This is a genomic window from Chryseobacterium limigenitum (assembly GCF_900114875.1).
Taxonomy (GTDB): Bacteria; Bacteroidota; Bacteroidia; order Flavobacteriales; family Weeksellaceae; genus Chryseobacterium; species Chryseobacterium limigenitum.
This window is the reverse complement of sequence record NZ_FPKW01000034.1, coordinates 1-22,958: the sequence shown is the minus strand read 5'-3', so window position 1 is coordinate 22,958 and position 22,958 is coordinate 1. Positions and strand designations below refer to the sequence as shown.

Annotated in this window: 17 protein-coding genes and 1 pseudogene; 8 read left to right on the top strand and 10 right to left on the bottom strand. The window is 34.2% G+C overall.

Annotated features, from left to right (window positions below):
• Together BT156_RS21815 and BT156_RS21025 are read left to right on the top strand one after the other, a co-directional pair.
• Window positions 1-921, top strand: a 921-nt coding sequence (locus BT156_RS21815; RefSeq protein ID WP_139255549.1) for an RHS repeat domain-containing protein, incomplete at its 5' end; no start/stop codon positions are given.
• A 6-nt stretch (window positions 922-927) separates the two neighbouring features.
• Entirely contained in the window at window positions 928-1,407 is a 480-nt protein-coding gene (locus BT156_RS21025) for a hypothetical protein (protein WP_072412888.1), read from the top strand.
• 420 nt (window positions 1,408-1,827) lie between these two features.
• Here BT156_RS21025 and BT156_RS21020 read toward each other — a convergent pair whose 3' ends face one another.
• The 9 genes from BT156_RS21020 to BT156_RS20985 form a co-directional block, all read right to left on the bottom strand.
• Window positions 1,828-3,681, bottom strand: coding sequence for an alkaline phosphatase family protein (locus BT156_RS21020; RefSeq protein WP_072412887.1), 1,854 nt, complete (start codon window positions 3,679-3,681; stop codon window positions 1,828-1,830).
• An 82-nt stretch (window positions 3,682-3,763) separates the two neighbouring features.
• Window positions 3,764-4,432, bottom strand: a complete 669-nt coding sequence (locus tag BT156_RS21015; protein ID WP_072412886.1) for an HAD-IA family hydrolase — start codon at window positions 4,430-4,432, stop codon at window positions 3,764-3,766.
• A 1-nt stretch (window position 4,433) separates the two neighbouring features.
• Window positions 4,434-5,585, bottom strand: a complete 1,152-nt coding sequence (locus BT156_RS21010; RefSeq protein WP_072412885.1) for a TIGR03364 family FAD-dependent oxidoreductase — start codon at window positions 5,583-5,585, stop codon at window positions 4,434-4,436.
• Window positions 5,586-5,592: 7 nt separating this feature from the next.
• Window positions 5,593-6,897 carry a DUF5690 family protein gene (locus BT156_RS21005; RefSeq protein ID WP_072412884.1) on the bottom strand — a complete coding sequence of 435 codons (1,305 nt, stop codon included), beginning with the start codon at window positions 6,895-6,897 and terminating at the stop codon, window positions 5,593-5,595.
• Window positions 6,897-9,722, bottom strand: a complete 2,826-nt coding sequence (locus BT156_RS21000; protein ID WP_072412883.1) for a TonB-dependent receptor — start codon at window positions 9,720-9,722, stop codon at window positions 6,897-6,899. Before BT156_RS21000 ends, BT156_RS21005 begins: the two co-directional genes overlap by 1 nt.
• 328 nt (window positions 9,723-10,050) lie before the next feature.
• Window positions 10,051-10,626, bottom strand: coding sequence for a helix-turn-helix domain-containing protein (locus BT156_RS20995; protein ID WP_072412882.1), 576 nt, complete (start codon window positions 10,624-10,626; stop codon window positions 10,051-10,053).
• A 169-nt stretch (window positions 10,627-10,795) separates the two neighbouring features.
• The gene (locus BT156_RS22520; RefSeq protein WP_262484318.1) at window positions 10,796-10,924 is read right to left on the bottom strand and encodes a hypothetical protein; all 129 of its coding nucleotides are present in this window, start codon (window positions 10,922-10,924) and stop codon (window positions 10,796-10,798) included.
• A 17-nt stretch (window positions 10,925-10,941) separates the two neighbouring features.
• On the bottom strand, window positions 10,942-12,258 hold the full coding sequence (locus BT156_RS20990; RefSeq protein WP_072412881.1) for a sensor histidine kinase: 1,317 nt from the start codon (window positions 12,256-12,258) through the stop codon (window positions 10,942-10,944).
• The gene (locus BT156_RS20985) at window positions 12,259-13,602 is read right to left on the bottom strand and encodes a sigma-54-dependent transcriptional regulator (RefSeq protein ID WP_072412880.1); all 1,344 of its coding nucleotides are present in this window, start codon (window positions 13,600-13,602) and stop codon (window positions 12,259-12,261) included.
• A 292-nt stretch (window positions 13,603-13,894) separates the two neighbouring features.
• Between BT156_RS20985 and BT156_RS20980 the strand changes: the two genes are divergently transcribed.
• From BT156_RS20980 to BT156_RS20960, 5 genes are all read left to right on the top strand, one after another.
• Window positions 13,895-15,136, top strand: coding sequence for an efflux RND transporter periplasmic adaptor subunit (locus BT156_RS20980; protein WP_072412879.1), 1,242 nt, complete (start codon window positions 13,895-13,897; stop codon window positions 15,134-15,136).
• Window positions 15,137-15,208: 72 nt separating this feature from the next.
• Window positions 15,209-15,931 (top strand): ABC transporter ATP-binding protein, encoded by a 723-nt coding sequence (locus BT156_RS20975; RefSeq protein WP_072412878.1) that lies wholly within the window; start codon window positions 15,209-15,211, stop codon window positions 15,929-15,931.
• A gap of 104 nt (window positions 15,932-16,035) precedes the next feature.
• Complete coding sequence (locus BT156_RS20970) at window positions 16,036-18,450, top strand: ABC transporter permease (RefSeq protein WP_072412877.1); 2,415 nt, start codon at window positions 16,036-16,038, stop codon at window positions 18,448-18,450.
• Between the two features lie 58 nt (window positions 18,451-18,508).
• Window positions 18,509-19,795 carry a TolC family protein gene (locus BT156_RS20965; protein ID WP_072412876.1) on the top strand — a complete coding sequence of 429 codons (1,287 nt, stop codon included), beginning with the start codon at window positions 18,509-18,511 and terminating at the stop codon, window positions 19,793-19,795.
• Window positions 19,796-19,954: 159 nt separating this feature from the next.
• Window positions 19,955-20,710 (top strand): SDR family oxidoreductase, encoded by a 756-nt coding sequence (locus BT156_RS20960; protein WP_072412875.1) that lies wholly within the window; start codon window positions 19,955-19,957, stop codon window positions 20,708-20,710.
• A gap of 47 nt (window positions 20,711-20,757) precedes the next feature.
• Here the strand turns inward: BT156_RS20960 and BT156_RS20955 are convergent, their stop codons facing one another.
• Window positions 20,758-22,380: an AraC family transcriptional regulator gene (locus BT156_RS20955; RefSeq protein ID WP_083582438.1), complete on the bottom strand. Its 1,623-nt coding sequence runs from the start codon at window positions 22,378-22,380 to the stop codon at window positions 20,758-20,760.
• 355 nt (window positions 22,381-22,735) lie between these two features.
• Here BT156_RS20955 and BT156_RS22685 point away from each other — a divergent pair.
• Window positions 22,736-22,958: pseudogene (locus BT156_RS22685) on the top strand (IS982 family transposase); the annotation flags it as partial.

The window sequence follows — 22,958 nt, the reverse complement described above, 5'->3', positions numbered from 1 at the left end:
AAAGATCATTTAGGAAATAATAGAGTAAGTTTCGGGAGAAACAGCGCAGGAGCTCTTGAAATTACAGATGCCAATGATTACTATCCTTTCGGGATGAATCATTTGAAATCTGGAAATGCTTATTTTGCACAGGGAAGTTATAAATCATATAAGTATAATGGAAAGGAATTGCAGGAGTCTGGGATGTATGATTATGGGGCAAGATTCTATATGGCAGATATTGGAAGATGGGGTGTAATTGATCCTTTGAGCGAAAAAATGCGTCGTTATAGCCCTTACAACTATGCGTTTGATAATCCTATTCGGTTTATTGATCCTGATGGAAGACAAGCAGATGATTGGCGAAATAAAAATGGACAATTAGTTTATGACCCGAAAGCAAATGGAGGTAAAGGAGCATATACTCAATATGCTACAGCTACAGACAAAAAATTAGGAGATAACCTTAGAAATTCAGGAAAGAAAGGACTTGAACAATTTAATACATTAGTTAATTCTTCAATACCAACAACCCTTACTCTAGATACAAAAAAATCTATACAAAAAGATTCTGATGGAAATCCAGTACAAGCAGAAACAACTACAAGATTTGATACAAAAAGTGTTGTTAAAGATAGGAAAGGTAATGTAATAGATGTTAAGTTAAAATCAGCAGATATAGTTTTGTTTACAGCTTCTATACAAGATGAAGCCAAGAATCCTGATAAGTATTCACAATATAACGATCCGAAAGAAACTCAAGCTATTAAAAGTGGAGTAATAACTGAAGATGATATAACAACAATGTCACTTGGTCACGAAATAGGTCATACAACAAAAGATAATGTTCTTACAACTTTAAACGGAGGTGATAGAGAAGCAGTACCGGAAAAAACGGATAACCAAATTATGAATGAAATTATAAAAAAGAAATCTAAATAATTAGAAATGAATAAATTTTTGTGTTTTATAATTAGTCTTTTTTTTACAGCATTTTTTTACTCACAAAAAAAAGACAGTTTACAATATGTTGACTTAAATCAGAGCCAAAGTCAAATTAACAGAGATTTAATGATTGATTATTTAATCAAACGTAAAGAATTAAAAGAAGTTAATACTAATGATAAATATGAAGATTTAATTATTACAGAAATATATGGAGGGGTTGATATAGACGATGGTATATGTTTATTTACAACAACAAAAAGTCATTCACGGTTTTATATATTTGTAGAATTAAATAATGGTATTAGGATTTTAAATTTGAATAATCTTGGTGAAGTCCTTCAACAAATTATTTTATATTCCAATGAAAAAAAATTGGATAATAAACAGCAATTAAAATTATTTAATCGCATTTTAGAATTGTTTGGAAGGGAAAATCGTATAGTCCCAAACAAAAATAATGATCATGTTCAAGGAAATTAAAAAAGTAACATAAAGAAAAACCACTGCAATCGCAGTGGTTTTTAGTACGATCGAGATACAAATTTCTATTTTACTGATCATTTGATGGAATAAAGGGTGCATCCCACGAACAGATGTTGGTAAAAAAAACATCTGTGAATGAAAGAAGTCTTTATTAAAGAGTGTTGAGAATATAAGTTGCTTACTGTCAGAGTGTACGAATTTTCGTACACTCTGATGGTATTTGAAGAAAGAATTTCAAGTTTGTCTAAAAAGCAGAAATTTTGTACTTTCGTACCCGCTACGCAAAGTCTGTGACTTTGAGCTGTGGTAAAACTAACCCACCGCAATTGCGGTGGGTTAGTTTTGTTATAATATTGCAATATTTTACGAATACGCTTTCCTTGTTTTACAATCACTGATTGGATACCCAAATTTAGTTTATCGTTTTATAAAGGATTTTGAAAAAGAAGTTGCATCACCTTTTATCTGAACAAAATAAACTCCTGCAGGTAAAGTATCAGTTTTGATTTTCTGATTATATTGAGAGTTTGAAGATGATAATTCCTTTATTGAAACAACAGCACCTCTTGCGTCAATGATATTTAATATCAGTTTTTTATCAGAAGAATTAAATTTTAAATTAATTTCATCACTCGCCGGATTTGGATAAATAACTAATTTGTTTTGTTTTTTATCAGTATTATTCACAGATAAAACTGCAGTATCACAAGCCGGAATTCTGTTGATCCCATCAATTCCCCAAGCTGTCATTACGGGGATACAAAGCCAGTTGAGTACGGTAGGGAAGTGGTCGGTTTGTCTTGGTGTATTCAGATAATTCTGAATCGTAAATGTTTCTGAGGTCTGAAGATTTCTGGTCGGAGAGCCTATAATTGTTGCATTGTTACCTAATGGTCCCGAATCTGTCAAGGTATTTCCGGAAGCTTCAGTCATTTTGTAGTTCGCTAAAAGCTGACTGTAGAATGGATGCGAGCTTGTTATATCCTGATTTGCCCATTGAACAATGGCTTCATTCGATAATTTGGCATTCCAGATTCTTACATCTTTATATGAGGCCGCAAGGTTTACACCGTAAGTATTGGTTCCGTCCTGATTGATGGTTAATGGTAAATTAGAAGTGATGTCACCAATGGTATTCATCTTTCCAACGGTTACAGGAACTCCATCGTCATACATTGTGGCCAGACCGTCTCTGTCGAATGTTACTGCAATATGCTTCCATTGGTTCGTTATCAACTTTCCTCCAATCAGATCCAGTCTGTTGCTTCCATCTCCAATATTCATTTTAAATGTCTGACCTGAATATCCTGAAATTACAAAACCTTTGTTGGAGCCGTTGTTCCAGTTTTTATTACCAATCAGTACAGGGTCACTGGTGTAATTGGCATTAGGCTTTACCCAAAATTCTATGGTGAAATCCTGATTGGCACCAAAATTAAAGCTGCTTTGAACTGAAGGCTTTGCATAAGTTCCTGCGGGGAAATTCAGACGATTATAAGTGGGCGTATTCTGACTTTGAGTTTTGCTGATTTGCTGAGGAGCAAATGATGGATTAGAATAAATTGAAAAAATATCTCTTTCAGTAAGATTTCCTCCTCCATGTGAAGCACCTTCTCCACCATGATCGGTAGTGACTACTACCAGCCAGTTTTCGTTATTATAAGTGCTTCTGTTTTTCATCGCAGTCAGAATCTCACCAATATAAGTATCTGTAAGCTGAATAGAATTCACATATTGTGGCACTGCTGAAGAAAAGCCATACGAATGTCCTGCGCCATCCACATCGTCGAAATCAACGAAAAGTACATCCGGATTGTCATTCTGCAGAGCATTAACCGCTGCATTTTTCACCGCAAGATCGGTTGAGAAGTTTGTTTTTACATCAGCACTATTAATGATATTGTTGTTGATAGGTGCCCAGTGGGCTAAAGAAATGGTTCTCAAGTTAGAATTGTATGATTCAATTCTGGTTAAAAAATCACGATAATTAGCGTAGTTGGGATTAGTGAAATTGTTGTCCGGCACATTATGCTTATCGAGACCAACGCCTGTAAGCATAGAGCTCCAGCCGTTTCCGCTGATGGTTGGTGCTAATGTAATGGCGTCTAAAGAATATACTGCAGTTGGCAATAATCCCTGGATATTTGGGGTGTTGGATGACATAATTACATCCGGCCTGCAACCGTCTATGCCGATGAACAAGACTTTTTTGGTCTGTGCGCTCATCAATGCGCCGGTCATCACCAAAAGAGAAAGAAATTTTGTTTTCATAATAACTATTTCAAAGATTTATTTTTTTAAATTGAATTAAACTGATTACAGAATTACTTCCGTAATCAGCTCTTTGGAGTAATTAAAAAAGAATATGTTCAGCTTCTGAAAGATTGTTTAAAATTTGATCGGGCAATGCCAATTCAAGTTGCGCTCTGGTTTGCGCACCGCTCAGTACAGCAATGGTTACTCCACATCCTGCGTTTTTCCCCTCCTGAATATCGATGGCAGAATCTCCTGCTTTCAAAACCTCTTTCGGATCAGAAATTCCGAATTTTTTCATCGCCAGAATAATCATTTCAGGGCTGGGTCTGCTTTCAGAAACATCATCGGCAGTAATCAGCGCATCATAATGAACATTAATTTTCCAATTGAGTTTCGTTAGCAATTGATATGCAATTTTTTGAGTATAACCGGTGTTTAAAACCACTTTCTTACCTGCAGATTTTACTTTTAATAAAAATTCTTCAACACCTGCGATGGGTTTTACGTTCAGATCGTTATATGCAAGACCCAGCTCATCAGAAAAATTTTCGAATATCGCTTCAGTATCTTCTGTATTTCCGCCAATGTTTTCAAGTAAATTTTTAATGGCTTCTGCTTTTTCCATTCCGGCGCATATTTCAAGCACTTTATCTAAAGTTACATTGTAGCCATAGTCATTGACTGCTTTTGTCAGCGTTTTATACACCACATTATCTTCATCGATCGTTGTTCCGGCCATATCCAGAACTAATAATTGTATGTTCATTTTAAGAAAAAATTGTATTGATATTAAATTTAGAATAACCGCCGCTTCCTGTCATTCCTTTTCCGCCGATACCTGTCACAATATGAATATTAGGCGAAACATTGTGCTCGAAAATATCTTTTGTTTTGCATTGAGAATAAATCCCAAACCATCTTCTTTGAATTTCGTAGGTGGGAAGATCAATTATTTTTTTGGCTTCATTAATCATATATTCGTCAATTTCCATATTCAGTTCATAGCCTAAATCATCAGAGTTTTTTGCACTTGCATATTCGTGAGAATCTCCAAGAATTACAGATCCGTCCAATGCTTGTTTGAAAAGAATATGAATCCCAAATTTTTTATCGAAAGTATTTGGATCTTCAAGAGATTTTATATTATCAAAAGATTCACACTCCTGAAAAGATTCATATCGTCTGATGGTTAATCCGGTTAAGATATTTCCCGGAAGACTGTAAATTCCCTGTGGTTTTGTCTGAAGCATCTGAAGTTTGGTCACCACGAGATCGCTTTCGTTAAAGACCTGCGGATATAAAGTTTTAAATTCGTGACCGCCACAAATAATTACTTTTGCAGAATAAAAGGAAGTGCCTTCTGAAGTGAGACAGGTGCATTCTTTATCTTCATTAATTTCTACAACTGTTGTATTGTAAAATATTTTAAGATCAAATTTTTCCTTTAAAAGCTGATGAAGTTTGATGATCATCTCGCCGGAATCTACTGAAATTTCCTGCGGAAAAAACAAGCCTCCTTTACAATAATCTGAGCGAAGGCCATCGAATTTTTTGATACAGTCATTCTTTGAAAGCAGTGCAGATTCATAATTATTGTTTTTGTTGATCTCATGGAGTTCGTGGATCAGCTGCATTTCTTCATCGTTAGAAGCAATGTAAACAGAACCATTTTCGCGAACTGTTAAATCGGTTTCAGCCTGAAGTTCTTTATAAATTGATAAACTCTCTCTCCCGAAATTCTGCCATTTCAGATCCATTCCTGAGGGTACAACCTGCCCGAAATTTCTTACCGTTGCGCCCTGAGGCAAAGAGTTTTTTTCAATTAAAGCTACCTTTAAACCTCTTTTTAGAGCATGATATGCATGAAATGTTCCCAAAATTCCGCCGCCTACAACGATTAAATCAAATTTTGCTGTCATAATTAATTTATATTTTTAAATCTAATGCAGAACTGTCTACATTCAGATATTGGTTGTTTTTATTTGTTTTAGATTTTTTTTTAAAGGCTAAAAATGCTGTGGTTGAGAAGATCAAAACAAGAATGGTAATTCCATAATTTAGATTAATATAGAAATCCAGCCATGACATTTCTGCTGATCCGAAGTTTTTATACAATACTATAAGTACACTACCCAAGTAGCCGAAAGAATCAACGAGATAAATAAGAAAGCCTACATTTCCTTTGATCTCAAAGGCCGCAATCATACGATCAAAATAGATTCCGTTAAAAGGGATGTAGCATAAGTACATTCCAAAACCTGATAAAACCATCCAGATAAAAGGAGAAATTGCACTGCCTTGAAATAAATACGTTGACAAACCAACTGTGCAGATTCCGAAAAAGAGAATGTAATGATAATAATCGAAAGCTTTTTTATTGTTTTTCACCTTTACCATAAATCCTAAAATTACGAGAACCATAATGGCAATAGGAATTTCGGTTAAAGTAAAAACAGAACTGTCGGTTTTCAGGTTGAAACTGTCCCAGATTTCACGGTTAAAATTATCTCTGAAGTCTCTTAAAATCGTCAGGCTTACATACAGAAAAGTAATGCAGATCAACGGAATTAAAAACTGTTTCAGTAATTTTCTTCTTTCTGTTTTATCTAAAGGCTCACGCTTTTTCTTCAAGGCAATGTCTTCTGCATCAGGCTTCGGTAATTTTTCAAGAAACCATCCGAAAAAAAGAAGCGGAACAAAGAAAATCAATCCTGTGGCAAATGGCATCCAAAATTCTGTTATGTTGAAATTATCCATCAGAAATTTCCCGACCGACTTTGTAAATCCTGAAGAAACTACAAAACTCGAACACAAAAATAAACCTATGATTTCCGTGGTTTTTCTTCCTTCTATGTAAGAAAAAACAATTCCCCAAATCATTCCTAAAGGCAACCCGTTGATGAACATGAACCCAATATTGTAGGGAGCAGGAACTACGGCGAATCCTAATAATGCCAGTTCGGCAATCGCTATAAATACAAAGAGAAAAAATATTCTTTTCTCAGGTTTTAATTCAGAAATAAATTTAATGCCAATAAATTTAGCAATGAAATATCCGATGACCTGAGCGATAATGATCAGTAATTTATATTCGATTCCGAAATAAGACAATCCTTCAAAAGAAGCCACTGTAAACGGTTTCCTGAATCCGTACATACAGAAGTAGATACCGAAAGCAAAGAATGCCGCCTTCAGTGTTACTCCGGTTTTATGATTGATTTTGATAGACATTAGAAATTAAGCTTTACACCAAGATTAAATCGAACTCCGTAATATTCTACCTGCTCAGGGCGATCTTCAGACTTTCCGAAATGATAGATCAAAGGATTGTTCAGAATATTGTTTACATCTGCATAAACCGTTACATACTTTGTGAACTGGTAAGAAGTCCCGAAGTCTAAACTGCTGTATTTACCGTAGTAAGAATCATTTATGTCTTCTTCAGCGTATTCTACTGCATATTTGCCTTTGTAGTTGTAAGCAACTCTTGCATTAAATCCTTTTTTCTCGAAGAAAAGCTGTGCGTTGTACAACTGTTTTGCCTGATAGGGAAGGGCAACTTTTCGTCCGCTTGGTTTCTCCATTTCAGAAGTCATTAAAGTGGCATTAAGCTGTGTTCCGAAATACTGTAAAAATCCAGGTAAGAAATCAAACCTTCTGTTGAAACCCAGTTCCAAACCTCCTAACCAGGCTCTGCTTCCGTTGTTTGGAGCGGTGAACTGAACTCCGTTATTTCCATTATAATTGCTCACAAAAGAGTCCTGAAAAATAGGGTCTGTGATTGATTTATAGAAAACACCGCCACTCAAAATTCCGATGTTTGAGAAATAATATTCTCCCATTGCATCTAAATTGATCGAATAGGTAGGATTCAGATTAGGATTTCCACCTTTAAATTCGTTATCGGCTTCACTATACGTTCCTCCGGGAGTAAGATCGCCAAAGTTAGGTCTGGAAAAAGTTCTTGTTGCTGCAAATCTTAGATTTGTTTTATCATTTAAAGCATATTTAATATGCAACATCGGGAGTACAGCCAAATATTCCTTTGTGTTTTCAACAGGAGTCAGCACATTATCGATGACATTAAAGCCTTTAACTTTTGTATGGGTGTTGGATACTCTTACCCCTCCTAAAATGGTTATTTTATCACTTAGTTTATAAGTTCCCATTCCGTAAGCATCGGCGTGTTTTTCGTAAACATCGAAGTTTCTTCCTAATGCTTTATTGTATTCAAGAGCTTCAGAATCATTTTTATTAATGGTTAAATTCCCCTGATTCTGAAACCAAAACTGATCCATTCCGCTTGTTGATAACACCGGACCGAAAGAATTTCCGATGTGGGTATTCATTTCGCTTAAATATTGTCCGCCATTAGGCTGTGTTGTAATATACTGACCGGAATCTGATAAAAGTGGAGCAGAACCGCTTTTCCAGTTGTAGAAAATATCTGAGAATGTTGCAATTCGCTCTTTATCTCTGTATTTAAAACCGTATTTAAGGGTAAGTTTATCAGAAGCGTTAATTTCGTGATTAAAAGCTGCTACGATTTTATCTCTTTCAAGAATATTGACTTTGTAGAATTCAAGATCGGTGAATTTCATTTGAGTGGCATCCATCTTAAAATTAGGATCGCTGTAAAACCCGAAAAGTGAATTCGGATCTTTGTAATCTAATTTTCCGCCGTCTGCTTTCCAGTAAGCCCGCGGTCCGTTTCCGTGGTCTGAAATGTAATCGGGATTGATGCCTACACCGCTTTGGGTATATTTAATGACGTAATAAGAATTGTTCTGCTTGTCAGGAATGTTTCCGTATTTGAATTGGTTGTCGTAATACGATACATCCCAATCTATTTTGCTTTTATTTAACTGATGAACTCCACCTAATGAAACAGATTTTAGTTCGGTTATCAATAAATTATGGATATTCTGTAATTCTACTCTTGCCGTATTGTTACCTGAACTGAACTTATCAAATCGTATTCTGTGCTTGTAATGAGTTTCGTCGTCTGACAATGTTCCGTACATTCCTTTCAGATAGATGGTGCTTTTCGGTGATAAAACATATTCTAAAGCAGCATTGACTCCCGTTGTTTTTCTTACTCCGTTGTAATCGCGTAATTCCATTCTGAAAACGCCTTGATCACCGCTTCTTCTTGCTTCAAAATTATCGGTAGACCAATTCCTGTTAAAATGGGCAACATTAATTAAATACCCGAATTTTTTATCTTTAGTTCTTCCGCCGTACAATAATCCGAAGTTATAAACTCCTTTATCGGCTTTGGCGTTGTATCCACTTCCCAACGTTATTTTCAGCTCGGTTTTCATGGGTGGTGTTTTGGTGATAAAGTTGACACCGCCGCCAATTCCGTCAGATTCAATATCGGGAGTAAATGATTTGTTGACATGAACATAAGAAATAAGTTCGGTCGGGAAAAAATCAAAAGCCGTAGCTCGAGAAGTTGTTTCTTCTTCTGCGGTTGGAAGCCTATTTCCGTTGATGGTTGTAGACGCCCAAAACGGCGGCAATCCTCTTAAAGAAACGAATCTTCCTTCGCCCTGATCTCTTTCGATAGAAACGCCCTGCACTCGCTGTACGGTTTCTGCAGCATTTCTGTCTGGTAGCTTTCCGATCCCGTCAGAAGCAATTACGTTGGTAATATTTATTGCGTTTTTCTGAAGATTTAAGGCTCTGGCTTCACTGTTTTTTAATGAACCTGTTACAATAACTTCATCAATATTCTTTTGTTTTTGAAACATTGAAATGATCCCTACATCTAGTGACTGGTCTGAAATTATATCAATAGTAAGACTTTTAGGCTCATATCCTATGTAAGAAAATTGTAAATCGTAGTGACCTGGTTTAAGATCATTTACAGAGAATTTTCCGTAAACATCCGTTATTACAATTTTTGAGCTGCCGTTGATTTTAACAGTTGCGCCCGGAAGTGGCTGATTGTTATCTGAAACAATTCCCGTGACAAGTTGTTTTTGAGCAGATACAAATAGACTACAGCAGGCAAAAAGAGGAAATAAAGATTTTTTTATAATTGTTTCCATTGTTTACATATATTAAATTTCTACTGCAAAACAACTCAATAATTTTAATATATGTAAATTTTTAATATTAATTTATATTTAATAAATAACGGATTAATGTTAACTGAATCTTACCTGTTTATAGATTCAGTTGGATTGGGAAACGAGTGTTTGTAAATTTTAAAACACTGTAATATAGGGTGTTGTTTAAATAAATAAAAAATGAACTGCCTTGCGGAAGTTCATTGTATTTAAATGTAAAATGTGAATTATAAGTTAAGAGAATTAAATATACAAAAAAATAAAATTTTACTATTTGTAAACTTTTGTATTTAAAATCAATGTTTTTTTAGCTTTTATCAGAATAAAAATAAAGTACCAGCATAATGCAGTCTTCATCAGAAATACTTACAGGAACGTGTGGTAATTTTCCGTTAAAATAAAGCGAATCTCCTTCCTGAAGCTCAATTTCTTCATTATCGATCATATATTTTACTTTGCCTTTTAAAATATACTTAAATTCCCATGCGTCAGTGATTACTTTATCTCGTTTAGAATTGGGCTCCAAAGTCAGTAAAACTGCTTCAAAACCTAATGAATGAAGACTTTTACTGAAGATATGCATATATTTGAAACCTTCCGCTTCCACTTCTTTTTCTATAATCTGCTGACTTTCTTTTGGTACAAAAATAAATTTTGCATTAGATTTTTTCTCAACACCTTCAAAAAAATAACTGGCATCGATGTCCAATGACTGTATCAATTCAAGTAAAACAGGTAGTGACGGAATTGTTCTCCCATTCTCTATTCTGGAAACCAAACCATTGCTCACATGAGCTTTCGAAGCCAGATCATTGATGGTAAGATTATTTTTCTTTCTTATATCCTTTAATCTTTTTCCGATACCTATTAAAAAATCACTCATGTAATTATATATTTCAAGCTTTTGTATTTGCTCATTCTTTATGTAAAAATAATAAATAAACAAAAGCTGCGGTAAATAAATGTTACAAATAGTAAATATTATTGTTGGGTATTACTTCGAAACTGATTTATAATTTATTTAGAGTTTGCATTGCCGTTTTCTGGTGAATTCACAGGATTACAGCTTCCTCATCAAATGCTTTCTTATCAAATTTCAGCACTTTCGTAGAGTCATGAAAAAATGGGAAGATCTGAATATGATACACATCAATTTCAATATTTCTTAAACCTGTATCCAATTGTTCATTAAAAATGTCTATTCCAAAAACCAAATCTCAAATAAGCTTCCTTTTTCCAAAGGTCTATAATTTAAATAACCTTTGTGTGCTTCCATAATGCTTTTGCTGAGCGTCAAGCCAATTCCGGAACCGCTGACTCTGGTTGTGAAAAACGGAAGGAATATTTTATCTTTAATTTCTTTTGAAACTCCGATTCCATTGTCTTCAACGCTTAGAACGGTTCTTTTATTAAGAATTTTGATCTCTGTTTTGATGATTTTTTCAGAACTGTCTGCAACAGCATAAATTGCGTTTAAATAGAGGTTTATTAAGCATCTTTCGATCATTTTTTGATCTGCCGAAATAGTTTGATCTTCGAATGAATTGATGATCGTAATATTGTTTTTTTCAAACTCAGGTTTTAGAAAATTAAGAGCAGATTTTACAATTTGAGTTAAAGAAATGGGTTTGAAAACGGGTTTTGGTAACTCGGCAACTTGTCGGTAATCGTCTACGAAATTCAGTAATTGTTTTGATTTTGAACTAATAATCGTTAAGCTTTCCTTCATTTCCTGTTGATCTTCTTTTTCAACAACATCTTGATTGGCAATATATTCCAGATTCTGAATTAAGCTGTTGACCGGAGTCAGTGTATTGAGAAGTTCATGAGAAATTACCTTCATCAGATTATTCCAGGCGTGTTTTTCTTTCTGTTCGATAATTTTTTGAACAGATTCCAGACTGATGATACAGAAACGGTTTTTAACATTCTGTACTTTTTTTGTTCTCAAAGAATACGACTGTTTGACATTTTCATTGATTGAAATATCAAAGAATTCCTGAGAATTTTCGTAATTCGACTGTTCTATGATCTTGTAAAAATTGGGCGTTTTAGATTCATATAATTCCCATGAATTATATTTCGGAATTTGCAGAATTTCTAAAAAAACAGGATTTACATAAAATACTTCCCATTCATTATTTTTCTCGGAAAGAATCATCAATCCAATTTCCAATTGACTTAGAATTTCTTCATACAGAAGTTTATAAGAAGAGTGCGAAAGGTGTTCTTCTTTGCTTTGATAATAAAGCTTTACGGCATTGTCAAACAAACTGTTTTCCTCTGTTTTTGGAAAAAGAGAAAAGTCTTTTTTCTGAATTGCCAACAATATTTTTTCTGTTTTCTGAATAAATGATAAGGCTGAAAGTTGTGCTAAAATAATACACGAAATAGCAATGATCGTAAATAAACCGAAATTAATCCACTTATTTTGTGAATAAAAATCAAACGCGAAAATCCCGCTAACGACTGCCAGCAAGATAAAAACTAACCAAATAAGTTGTTGCTTTTTCATTTACAATTCAAATTTTTCCATTCTTCTGTAAAGTGCCGCTCTGGATAATCCGAGATCTTCGGCTGCTAGAGAAATATTTCCTTTGTGTTTTTTCAATGCTTTTTTGATGAGAATTTCTTCCATTTCCTCGATATTGAGGTTGGTGATCGGTTGATCAGCTTCTTCGTCCTGTGGCATTAGCAATTTTAGATTTTTATCATTAGAAAGAATCAAGCTTCTTTCAATGCAGTGATCCAGTTCACGGATATTTCCCGGCCAGGAATAATTTACCAATTCCTCCATTAAATTTTCGTTGAGAGAAAGCTCTGTTTTATGATATTTCTGCTTGTATTTTTCCAAAAAATAGTTCCCCAAAGTCGGAATATCTTCCAATCGGTCTCTCAGACTTGGGATCTGCAATTCTACGGTGTTGATCCTGTAATAAAGATCTTTCCGAAAACGGTTTTCGGACACCGCTTTTTTGAGATTTTCGTTGGTCGCAAAAATAAATCTTATGTCTAATAATCGTTCTTTATTTTCACCAAGTCTTGATAATTTTCTATTTTGGATAAGACTTAATAATTTGGTCTGAAGGTGAGAAGGAAGATTTCCTATTTCATCCAGAAATACGGTTCCGTTTTGGGCATTTTCGATCTTTCCGGAGTAATCCTGATTGGCATCGGTAAAAGCTCCTTTTTTGTAACCGAACAATTCTGCTTCAAAAAGATTTTCCGAAAGACTTCCCAAATCAATGTGTACAAAAGGCTGGTTTTTTCTTTCTGATAATTCGTGAATATGTTCTGCCAAAACATATTTTCCGGTTCCATTTTCTCCTAAAAGCAGGACATTGGCATCTGTTGGAGCAACTTTTGTAATTTGATCCATCACCGCCTGCATGGCAGCAGATTTTGTATCCAGCTGATATTGATTGGTTTTAATGCTTACATTTTCCCACTGATTCAGTTTTTTATTCTTTCGTGAAATATCAACTGCCAGATTAACGGAAGCATATAATTTTTCATTATTCCAGGGTTTTAAAATAAAATCTGATGCCCCGTTTTTAAGAGCTTCAACAGCCAATTCTACTTCACCATAGGCTGTCATCAGAATGATAGGCAGTTGAGGTTCTAAAGTTCTGATTTCCTGCATCCAATACAATCCATCTCGTCCGTTTTCAAATCCCTTTCGGAAATTCATGTCCAAAAGAACGGTATCGATTTGCTGTTCGGCCAAAAACTTCAGAATATTCTTTGGCTGACTGAGACAGCTGACTTCCGTGAAAAATTTCTTAAGCCAGACTCTTGCCGAAAATAAAATATCTTCGTCATCATCAACAATTAAAATATGAGCTTCTTTTTTTCGCATTGCTTTTTTTATTTGGTGTATGGTTTTTAGTTGTTAATGTTTGGTTTTTAGTTGTAGATGTTTAGCTTTTAATTATCTGAATGTAATTTTTTATCATCACCAAACACCAAACACCAAACACTAACAACTAAATACCAATTAAATGTCCGTTTTCGTACAAAAAGTGTCCGATAATGAACAGTTCCGAAATGAATGAAATTATTTTTGTTCACGTTTTCAGGCTCTTACAAGATTATAAATCTCTGGTATTTAATTTGTCTAATATATTGTAAGTAAATTAGTTATCTCAAATATGGATACGAAAATAGTAAAAAAGAAGTCTACATTAAAATTAATATTGATCATCGTTGCTTCTGCGCTGGCAGTTTCGGTTTTTGGTTGGTATTTTCTGAATCAGAAAAAAACGTATAATGTGAAGTCAGAAGACATTCAGGTGGATGAAGTTACCGTGGGAAGGTTTGAAGATATGTTGATGGTAACCGCACAGACCCAATCTTTAAATTCATCTTTAATAAACGTTTTGGAAGGAGGTGCTGTGAAAGAGATTTTTGCAGAAGACGGACAGATGGTAACCAAAGGCCAGCCAATCGCAAGAGTTTACAATCCGAATACGGAATTCAATTATCTGAATCAGGAGACAGGAATTATGCAGCAGATCAGCCAGATGAGAAGTACGCTTTTGGAACTTAAAAATCAGGAATTCAATCAGGATAAAGAGTTGCTTCAATCTCAGAACGATTACAATACGGCATTGCAGTCTTTCAATCTTCAGAAAAGATTATATGACGCAGAAATCGGAAAGAAAACGGATTATGATGTAAGTCTTCAAAATTTAAATTATCAGAAACAGAGAAAAATAATTGTAGAAAAAGGAGCTTCAAGTGAAAAAGCTTCCAGAAATTCTCAATTCTCAGCGATTAATAATTCTATTAATCAAATGGAAAAAAGTTTAAATATTCTTCGTTCCAATAAAAACAATTTCCTTATCATGTCACCTGTTTCGGGAAGGTTGTCGTCGTTCAATATTACGCTTGGGCAAAATCTTACGAGTGGCGAAAGCATTGGGAAAGTAGATTTAATGGACGGTTATAAACTTATTGCAAAAGTGGATGAATATTACATCAATAAACTCCAAAACGGAATTAAAGGAAGTCTGGAAAGCAATGCTAAACAGTTTGGAGTTATTATTACAAAAATTCTTCCGGAAGTGAAAGACGGGCAGTTTTCTGTAGAACTGACTTTCATCGATGCAAAACCTGAAAATCTGAAAATAGGAATGACCTTCGGAGTCAAATTGAAATTATCTGCCGACACCCAAAGTATGATGATCCCGAAAGGTAATTTCTACAAAGACACCAACGGAAAATGGATCTTTGTCTTAAAAGGAAACAAAGCTGAAAAACGAAATATCAGTCTGGGAAGAGAAAATCCGTTGTATTATGAAGTAGTTTCAGGATTGAAACAGGGCGAAAAAGTGATAAGCTCTGATTATGCTGAGATTAAAAAATATGAAATGCTTGATGTTCAAAAATAAAATGGAAGGATTTAATTGAAAAAATACCAAACACGAGAAATCAAAAAAATAACACTTTAAAAAATTAATAAAATGATAAATATTCAAAACATTTCAAAAGTTTATAAAACAGAAGACGTTCAAACCAACGCATTAAATAATGTTAGTTTAAGTATAAAAGAAGGCGAATTTGTTGCTATAATGGGCCCTTCAGGCTGTGGGAAATCAACTTTTCTTAATATTTTGGGATTGTTAGACAGCGCTTCGTCGGGTTCTTATAAGTTTGGAGAAACTGAAACAATTAATTTAAATGAAAGGAAAAAATCAGAAATCAGAAAGAAAAATATCGGGTTCATTTTCCAGAATTTTAATTTAATAGATGAACTTACGGTTTACGAAAATATAGAACTTCCATTGATCTACAACGGAGTTTCAGCTTCGGAACGAAAAAGACAAGTAGAAGAGATCATGGACAAGATCAACATAGCTCACCGAGCAAAGCATTATCCACAACAGCTTTCCGGAGGGCAGCAACAAAGAGCAGCTGTTGCAAGAGCGTTGGTAACGAAGCCAAAACTGATTCTTGCCGATGAACCTACAGGAAATCTTGACAGTTCCAACGGAAACGAAGTAATGAATCTGTTAGCAGAACTGCATAGAGAAGGATCTACCATTGCAATGGTAACGCACTCTTCTTACGATGCCGGCTATGCTTCGAAAATTGTGAATATGAAAGATGGCGAGATCTTCTCAGAAGAGCATTCTTCCCAAAGAAAAGATGTTTTCGAAAAAGCAGATGCTAAGAATTTTGCATAGTAAAATTCTACAAAAAATACATTCATTCATCCTTATTTTTAAAAATTACAGAGAGCAGTTCAGCACTGTTTCTCTGTAATTTATCACCATTTATTACATCGATTATGATAAACAACTGGCTCAAAATTGCCTTCATCAATTATAAAAAGAACTGGCTCTCAACCATCATCAATTTGTTTGGATTGACGATCGGGTTAACGGGATTCATGCTTATCCTGATGCATTGGAATGACGAAGAATCCTTTGAAAAATGGAATCCTAAAAAAGACAGTATCTATTATTTCCAAACCTTTCATAAAAAGGAAAATTCTTACGGGAATAATATCTCTATTCCAATGGCAAGGCGTGCAAAAGAAGTAATTCCGGGGGTTGAGGATTACGTTCTGTTCAATGGCTCCGGAATTGGCTTGAAGATGACCACAAAAGTTAAAACCGTTTTTCAGAAAGATGGAATGACGGGTACGGAAAGTTTTTTCAAATTTTTCCCTTTCAAATTGGTTGCCGGCAGTTATAAAGATGCCTTGAAAGGCGAAAGTGCGATCGCGCTTTCTACAGATGCTGCTAAAAATCTCTTTGGAAAAACAAATGTTGCAGGAGAAAGTGTGAAATTTGATAACAAAAATTATGTAGTGACTGCAGTTTATGAGCTACCGAAAGAAAATAGCCAGATCAAGCCCGAATTCATCATCAATCCCGTAGAACAGATCAAAAATGATGAGAAAAATTGGGGGAACTTCAATTACGGAGCATTATTTATGTTGAAAAAAGGTACTGATCCTAAGGTTGTAGAGCAAAAATTCGTAAAGGATATTTTTGAATATCGTGCCAGTCTGGATAAAGATCCTTCAGGAATGACCATTCAGCAATATCTTGATTTGTACGGACCTACTGACAGTGAATTAACACCACTTGATCAAATAAAACTCCATGCAAAAGCATCTTGGTTCGGAAATCCTGATTTTAAAACTTTGATGATTCTTTTTACGCTTTCAGTTTTAATTGTTGTATTATCGGCTATTAATTTTATCAATCTAAAAACAGCACAAGCTTCCCAAAGAGCGAAAGAAATTGGCGTTAGAAAAGCAATTGGAAGCACAAGGTCCAACCTTGTTCTACAGTTTCTGATGGAGACATTTGTGATCTGTATCGCGTCATATTTCCTTTCATTGGCTTTGACGGAGCTTCTTTTACCAAGCTTTAATAAGTTTTACGACAAAGAAATGAAGATGAACGATTGGCATATTTACTTTTACTCATTTGTGATGGTAATTATGGTAACGCTGATCTCTGGGTTGATACCGGCAACTTATCTGGCCAACTTCAAAGCCATAGAAACCTTAAAAGGCAATTTCGCAAGAAGCAAACACGGAGTTTGGCTAAGAAACGGGATTTTGACTTTGCAATTAATCATCTCTTCATTCTTCATCATCGGCGGATTGATCGTTAATCAACAGGTAAAACATATGATGAATAAAGACCTTGGTTACAACGGAAAACAGATTGTCATGATCAATTTTAATGAAACTAATCCAAAACCTTGGCTGAAATATGAGAGGCTTAAAACAGAAATGAGAAAGATCAAGGGCGTGACCGATGTTTCTTATGGCGAGGCTGTCCCCGGAAGTGACAGATCAAGCAGTTCGAATATGGATTTTATGGATAAAAGTATTCAGGGACAGCACGGATCTATGGATTATGATTATCTGAAATTTCTTAATGTTAAACTGAAAAAAGGCCGTTGGCTGGATCCTAATCTTTCATCGGATACCGTAAATAATGTGTTGGTTAATGAAGCTTTTGTAAGAAAATTCGGATGGAAAGATGAGGATGCTTTAAAGAATGAAATTAAACCTGGATTTGATAACAAAAAGTATAAAATTGTAGGTGTTGTAAAGGATTTCAACATCAGAAGTTTGAGAAAAGAAGTAGAACCGATCATATTTTTTCATTACAGAGAAACGGAATGGAAGAGATTTAATGTCTATAATATTCAGTTGAAAATAGATCAAAATGATATCGACGGTACTGTAAAAAGACTGAAAACCTATTGGCAGAGTAATGTAGAGCCGGGTTATCCTTTCGATTACTATTTTCTTGATAAGCAATTTGCGAAAACATTCGAAAAATATCAAAAGCAACAGACTCTTTTCACTATTCTTAATGCAATGGTTTTGATGGTGGCATTGTTAGGATTATTCGCTTTGTCATCATTAATGATCGAACAGAAACTGAAAGACGTTGCCATCAGAAAAACGCTGGGAGCATCAGACAGAATTTTGATTCTTGGATTAACGAAACAGTTCCTTTGGATTACACTTACTGCTGTTGTTATCAGCATCCCGATCAGTTATTATCTGATGAACGAATGGCTGAAAGACTTTGCTTACCGAATAGATATGCCGGTTTGGCCATTTATTTTCAGTCTTATTGTCTTGCTGTTACTTACGTTTTCTGTGGTAAGCATCAAAGCGTATCAGGCCACAAAAGTGAATCTTGTAAAATATCTGAAATACGAGTAAGCTATACATCACAAGCTTTTCTGTTAACTATTAATTATCAACTGTCAGTCAATCAATTATGAAAAAACTATTCTTCATATTCATCATCAATCTTTTTCCGGCTCAGCAGGTTTGGACGCTCGACCAATGTCTGGATTATGCAGCTACAAATCATCCGTTGATAAAACAGGCTACCGTTACTATTCAGAAAAATGAGCGTCAGATTTCTGCTGCAAAAGGAATGTTGCTGCCGTCAGTTGAAGCCGGAGTTAATCATAATTACAATTTCGGATTGGGGATCAATCAGAATAATAATCAAAGAGAAGCGATAAATACGCAATATGACAATGTGTACGCACAAGCCAATTGGGAACTGATGAACTGGCGAAATTATCTCAATATTTCTTTATCAAAAATTAATAAAGAGAGTTCAACGTACAAAATGAAACAGGCTCAAAATGATGTGAAACTGAACGTTATCCAAATGTTTTTCAAATATCAGAACAGCAAAAGCTGGCTGGATGTTTTGGAAACTCAGATCTCAGGAATCGAAGATCAGATCAAACGTACCGAGAAGGAAGTTGAAATAGGAAACCGACCAAAAAGCGATGTCTATGACATTAAAGCAAACCTTGGAACTTTGCAGGAACAGTGGGTTTCTGCAAAGAATGCCCGGGATCTTTCTAAAATAAATCTGTTGAATGCGTTGGCCATCACAAATGATTCTTTAGATTTTAAAATGACTGAAGAAAATCTATTAGATTTTGACTTTAATAATCCTGAATTTATCAAAAATTTGCTTGAGAAAAACCCTGCTTACAAAACCGTAATTACAGAAATAAATGCCGCCGAAAAGAATGTCAGGATTGCAAGATCTGCCTATCTGCCGACGCTTAATGGTTCTTACAACTGGTCGAGTTTTTACAGTAAAGTTTTGGGTGAATCTGCCGACCCTTTTTCGGATCAGTTTAAAAGAAATAAAAGTCAGCAGGTTTCTTTTGGACTTTCGGTTCCGATATTTAATAAATTGCAAGTGAAAAACAGTGTTGAAATTGCAAAACTGAATGTTATTAATTACAATTACGAGAAAGAAATTGTCGTTAATAATTTAACTCAAAGTATCAATTCTATCAAAGTACAATTCCAAAATTCTGAGGAAAAATACACTTTGCTGAAATCTAATTTTGAAAATCAGAAATTATCTTTCCAAAAATCAGAAGAAAAATACAAAGAAGGCTTGATGGATGCGTATACTTTTTTTGTTGTGAGAAATAACTGGCTTCAGGCAAATTATAATCTGATCAACAGTAAAAATGAAGTGATGCAACAGACGGAATTGTTAAAAGTACTTCAAACGGATTATTAATCATTTAAAATTTATTTTAATAGAGTGTAAATGAGTTGTTTGTGATGTTGCTTTATAAAAATAAATTCCGAATTGATAACAAGATCATGAGAATTCAATGCGTATTTTTAATTGATAATATTCACATTTGCAAGAATTAACAATTAAAAAAACATTTGTATGTCAAGAAATGATTTAAAAGATAAGGTTGTCCTTATTGCAGGAGGAGGAAAGAATCTGGGTGGATTATTAAGTAAAGATTTTGCGTCAAAAGGAGCAAAATTAGCCATCCATTATAACAGCGAGGGATCCAGAGCTGAAAGTGAAAAAACATTGGCTGAAGTACAGGCGTTGGGTGCTCAAGCGTTTTTATTTCAGGGTGATTTAACTAAAATAGAAAACGTTACCAAATTATTTGACGAAACGATTTCTAAATTCGGAGGTATTGATATCGCAATAAATACAGTAGGAATGGTATTAAAGAAACCATTTACCGAAACCACAGAAGCAGAATATGATACGATGTTTGGAGTTAATTCAAAATCAGCATATTTCTTTTTGCAGGAAGCCGGAAAAAAACTGAATGATCATGGGAAGATTTGTACTGTTGTTACTTCATTATTAGCTGCTTACACAGATTCATATTCCACGTATGCAGGGGCAAAAGCTCCGGTAGAACATTTTACAAGAGCGGCTTCTAAAGAATTTGGAGGGAGAGGAATTTCTGTAAACGCTGTTGCACCGGGCCCAATGGATACTCCTTTTTTCTATGGACAGGAGAGTGATGATGCTGTAGCTTATCATAAATCTGCATCAGCTTTGGGTGGATTGACTGATATTAAAGACATTGCACCTTTAATTGAGTTTTTAGTAACAGACGGATGGTGGATCACCGGGCAAACTATCTTCGCAAACGGAGGTTATACGACACGATAAATCATAAAAAAAGCAGTTGCTATAAATTGAGTAACTGTTTTTTTATTTTATATAAGGTCTTGTTTTGGATCATCTTTTTTAAGCTGATTGATAAAATAGGAAGGAGTAACGCCGGTTTCTTTTTTAAATATAACTGCGAAAACTTCTCTGGAAGAAAATCCGCAATATTCTGCCAGATAGCTGATTTTATATTCTCTGAAAACAGGAGTTTCATATAATTTGTTGGTGATATAATGAATTCTTAGTCCGTGAAGATAATTATTGAAGTTCTTGCCTTTGTGCTGTTTTATAATTTCTGAAAGGTATCTTGGGTTTGTATTTAATGAAGTTGATAAAGAAGAAAGACTGATATCGTTTTTCAGGAATTTTTCAGATTTTTCAAATTTAGAAAGTTTATTGAGAAGGGAGATTGTTGTGTCTTCTGAGATGGTGATGGTATTTTCGGGACTTTTATCTTCAATTTCTACTAAATCAGGCTCGATTTGGCTCGCTTTCTCTTCATTTTTAAGATTTTCAATGATAGTTTTATCTCTTTCATGAAGTTTGCTTTGATTTTGTTTCCAGAAAAACCAGCCTGCTAATAGTAATGCAATGATGATTCCTGATGCAGTCACGATAATCTTTTGAATATCATTGGTATATACTTCTTCTTTTTCATCGATAATATGTTTTACAGGAGTATTTATCGATTTCTTTTCTGCATTTACAAGGCTGTCATTCAGTTTAGTGTAGAGATTCATATATTTTTTAGAAACCTCTTTTTCTCCAAGCTCAACACACGATTTAAAATATACTTCATAGATATCTCTGCGGATATAAGGCAAACCAGCTCCTTTTTCAATCTTTTCTGCTTTTTCAGCGAAAGACTTTGCTTTATCATATTTTTTTTGATCATAATAAAGCCATGCAAATTCATTTGGTACAGTCACTTTCAGATCTTTACCAATAATATATTTTTTATTCTCTGAGATTTCAAGAGCTCTTGAAAAATACAGTTCAGCATCTTTTGCTTGCTGCAGGGCTACGCTTGTTTTACCTAAATTGATATAACAAAGCGTAATGATAAAATATTTTTTATTAATAAAATCTTTATTTTCCTCTAAAAGAAGGGCAGACTCTAAGCATTTTTTCTGATAATGTACAACAGAATCTATTGGAGCATTAATATGTGCAGAATAGCTCGCTAAGCCATTGTAGATCATTGACTTTTGGTAGTTTTTATCATTTTTAGAGTCAATTTTTTCGGCTATCTCTAACGCTTTTTTAAATTCTTTCAAACACTCATTATTAAATCCCAATTCCGTATAAGACGAGCCTTTGAGTCTGTAGGTATTCGAAAGTATGACGTTATCATTTGCTTCTTTTGCTAAAATTTCTGCTTCTTTGCTTATTTCCACAACTTTTTTAAAATCTCCGGCATCATAAAATTTAGCCATCAGAATATTGTCACATTCCAACATTCCTTTTTTATACCCTTGTTTTTTAGAATCCTGATAGATTTTAGTTACAACCGGAATACTTCTTTTTGGATTAATTGTAGCTAATAATTTTGCATTTTGTATTTCAGAGTCAATGTTTTCTTTAGTAATTGTACGATTCCCAACTTGAGCGCAGTGTAGTCCGAAAAACAAACTAAACAATAAGTGAATACTTTTTTTTGTTAACATCATTTTATGAATTTTTTTTTGGGATTACAATTTTAAAGTAATTTAATTCATAACCTGTGTTTGTTTTGTGAGAAATTCCGAAATTATAACCTTATAAAACGACTTTAAATGATTGATATTTAGATGTTTATTTAATTTAAACTCCCATGCTTTTAACTAAATTATCTGATGTGTTATTTGTTCAGAATATTACCTCTTTTTCTCTTTCATTTTTCTTATGTAAAATACGACTTATTTTGACCGTTGTTCATAAATAACCTGAGCTCGGGATAAGAAACAGAATAAAAATTTGCAATAAAAAGCAATAATTCGTATATTTAAGTTTCTGACATTCAAATATTTAAACGAACTATTGCTTATGATTTTGAAAGACCAAATTACAAATATTTTTGTACAAGTTGACGATTTTTGTAAAGAATTTGACTCCCAAATCAAGCAAATGAAACTTCAAACACTCGGAGATCACAAAAAGAGAAGAAACAGAAAATCGGTAATGTCGGATTCTGAAATCATTACCATTATGATTGGCTTTCATTTGGGCGCTCACAAAACGTTTAAGCATTATTATAAGCAAATTGTTT

Excerpts from the sequence above, each read along its gene's own strand:
- BT156_RS21015 (WP_072412886.1), bottom strand. The coding sequence starts at position 4,432 with ATGAACATACAATTATTAGTTCTGGATATGGCCGGAACAACGATCGAT.
- BT156_RS20960 (WP_072412875.1), top strand. The coding sequence starts at position 19,955 with ATGTCAAGAAATGATTTAAAAGATAAGGTTGTCCTTATTGCAGGAGGA.
- BT156_RS20980 (WP_072412879.1), top strand. The coding sequence starts at position 13,895 with ATGGATACGAAAATAGTAAAAAAGAAGTCTACATTAAAATTAATATTG.
- BT156_RS20955 (WP_083582438.1), bottom strand. The coding sequence starts at position 22,380 with ATGATGTTAACAAAAAAAAGTATTCACTTATTGTTTAGTTTGTTTTTC.
- BT156_RS20990 (WP_072412881.1), bottom strand. The coding sequence starts at position 12,258 with ATGAAAAAGCAACAACTTATTTGGTTAGTTTTTATCTTGCTGGCAGTC.
- BT156_RS21000 (WP_072412883.1), bottom strand. The coding sequence starts at position 9,722 with ATGGAAACAATTATAAAAAAATCTTTATTTCCTCTTTTTGCCTGCTGT.
- BT156_RS20975 (WP_072412878.1), top strand. The coding sequence starts at position 15,209 with ATGATAAATATTCAAAACATTTCAAAAGTTTATAAAACAGAAGACGTT.
- BT156_RS20970 (WP_072412877.1), top strand. The coding sequence starts at position 16,036 with ATGATAAACAACTGGCTCAAAATTGCCTTCATCAATTATAAAAAGAAC.
- BT156_RS20965 (WP_072412876.1), top strand. The coding sequence starts at position 18,509 with ATGAAAAAACTATTCTTCATATTCATCATCAATCTTTTTCCGGCTCAG.
- BT156_RS20995 (WP_072412882.1), bottom strand. The coding sequence starts at position 10,626 with ATGAGTGATTTTTTAATAGGTATCGGAAAAAGATTAAAGGATATAAGA.
- BT156_RS21005 (WP_072412884.1), bottom strand. The coding sequence starts at position 6,897 with ATGTCTATCAAAATCAATCATAAAACCGGAGTAACACTGAAGGCGGCA.
- BT156_RS20985 (WP_072412880.1), bottom strand. The coding sequence starts at position 13,602 with ATGCGAAAAAAAGAAGCTCATATTTTAATTGTTGATGATGACGAAGAT.
- BT156_RS21020 (WP_072412887.1), bottom strand. The coding sequence starts at position 3,681 with ATGAAAACAAAATTTCTTTCTCTTTTGGTGATGACCGGCGCATTGATG.
- BT156_RS21010 (WP_072412885.1), bottom strand. The coding sequence starts at position 5,585 with ATGACAGCAAAATTTGATTTAATCGTTGTAGGCGGCGGAATTTTGGGA.
- BT156_RS21025 (WP_072412888.1), top strand. The coding sequence starts at position 928 with ATGAATAAATTTTTGTGTTTTATAATTAGTCTTTTTTTTACAGCATTT.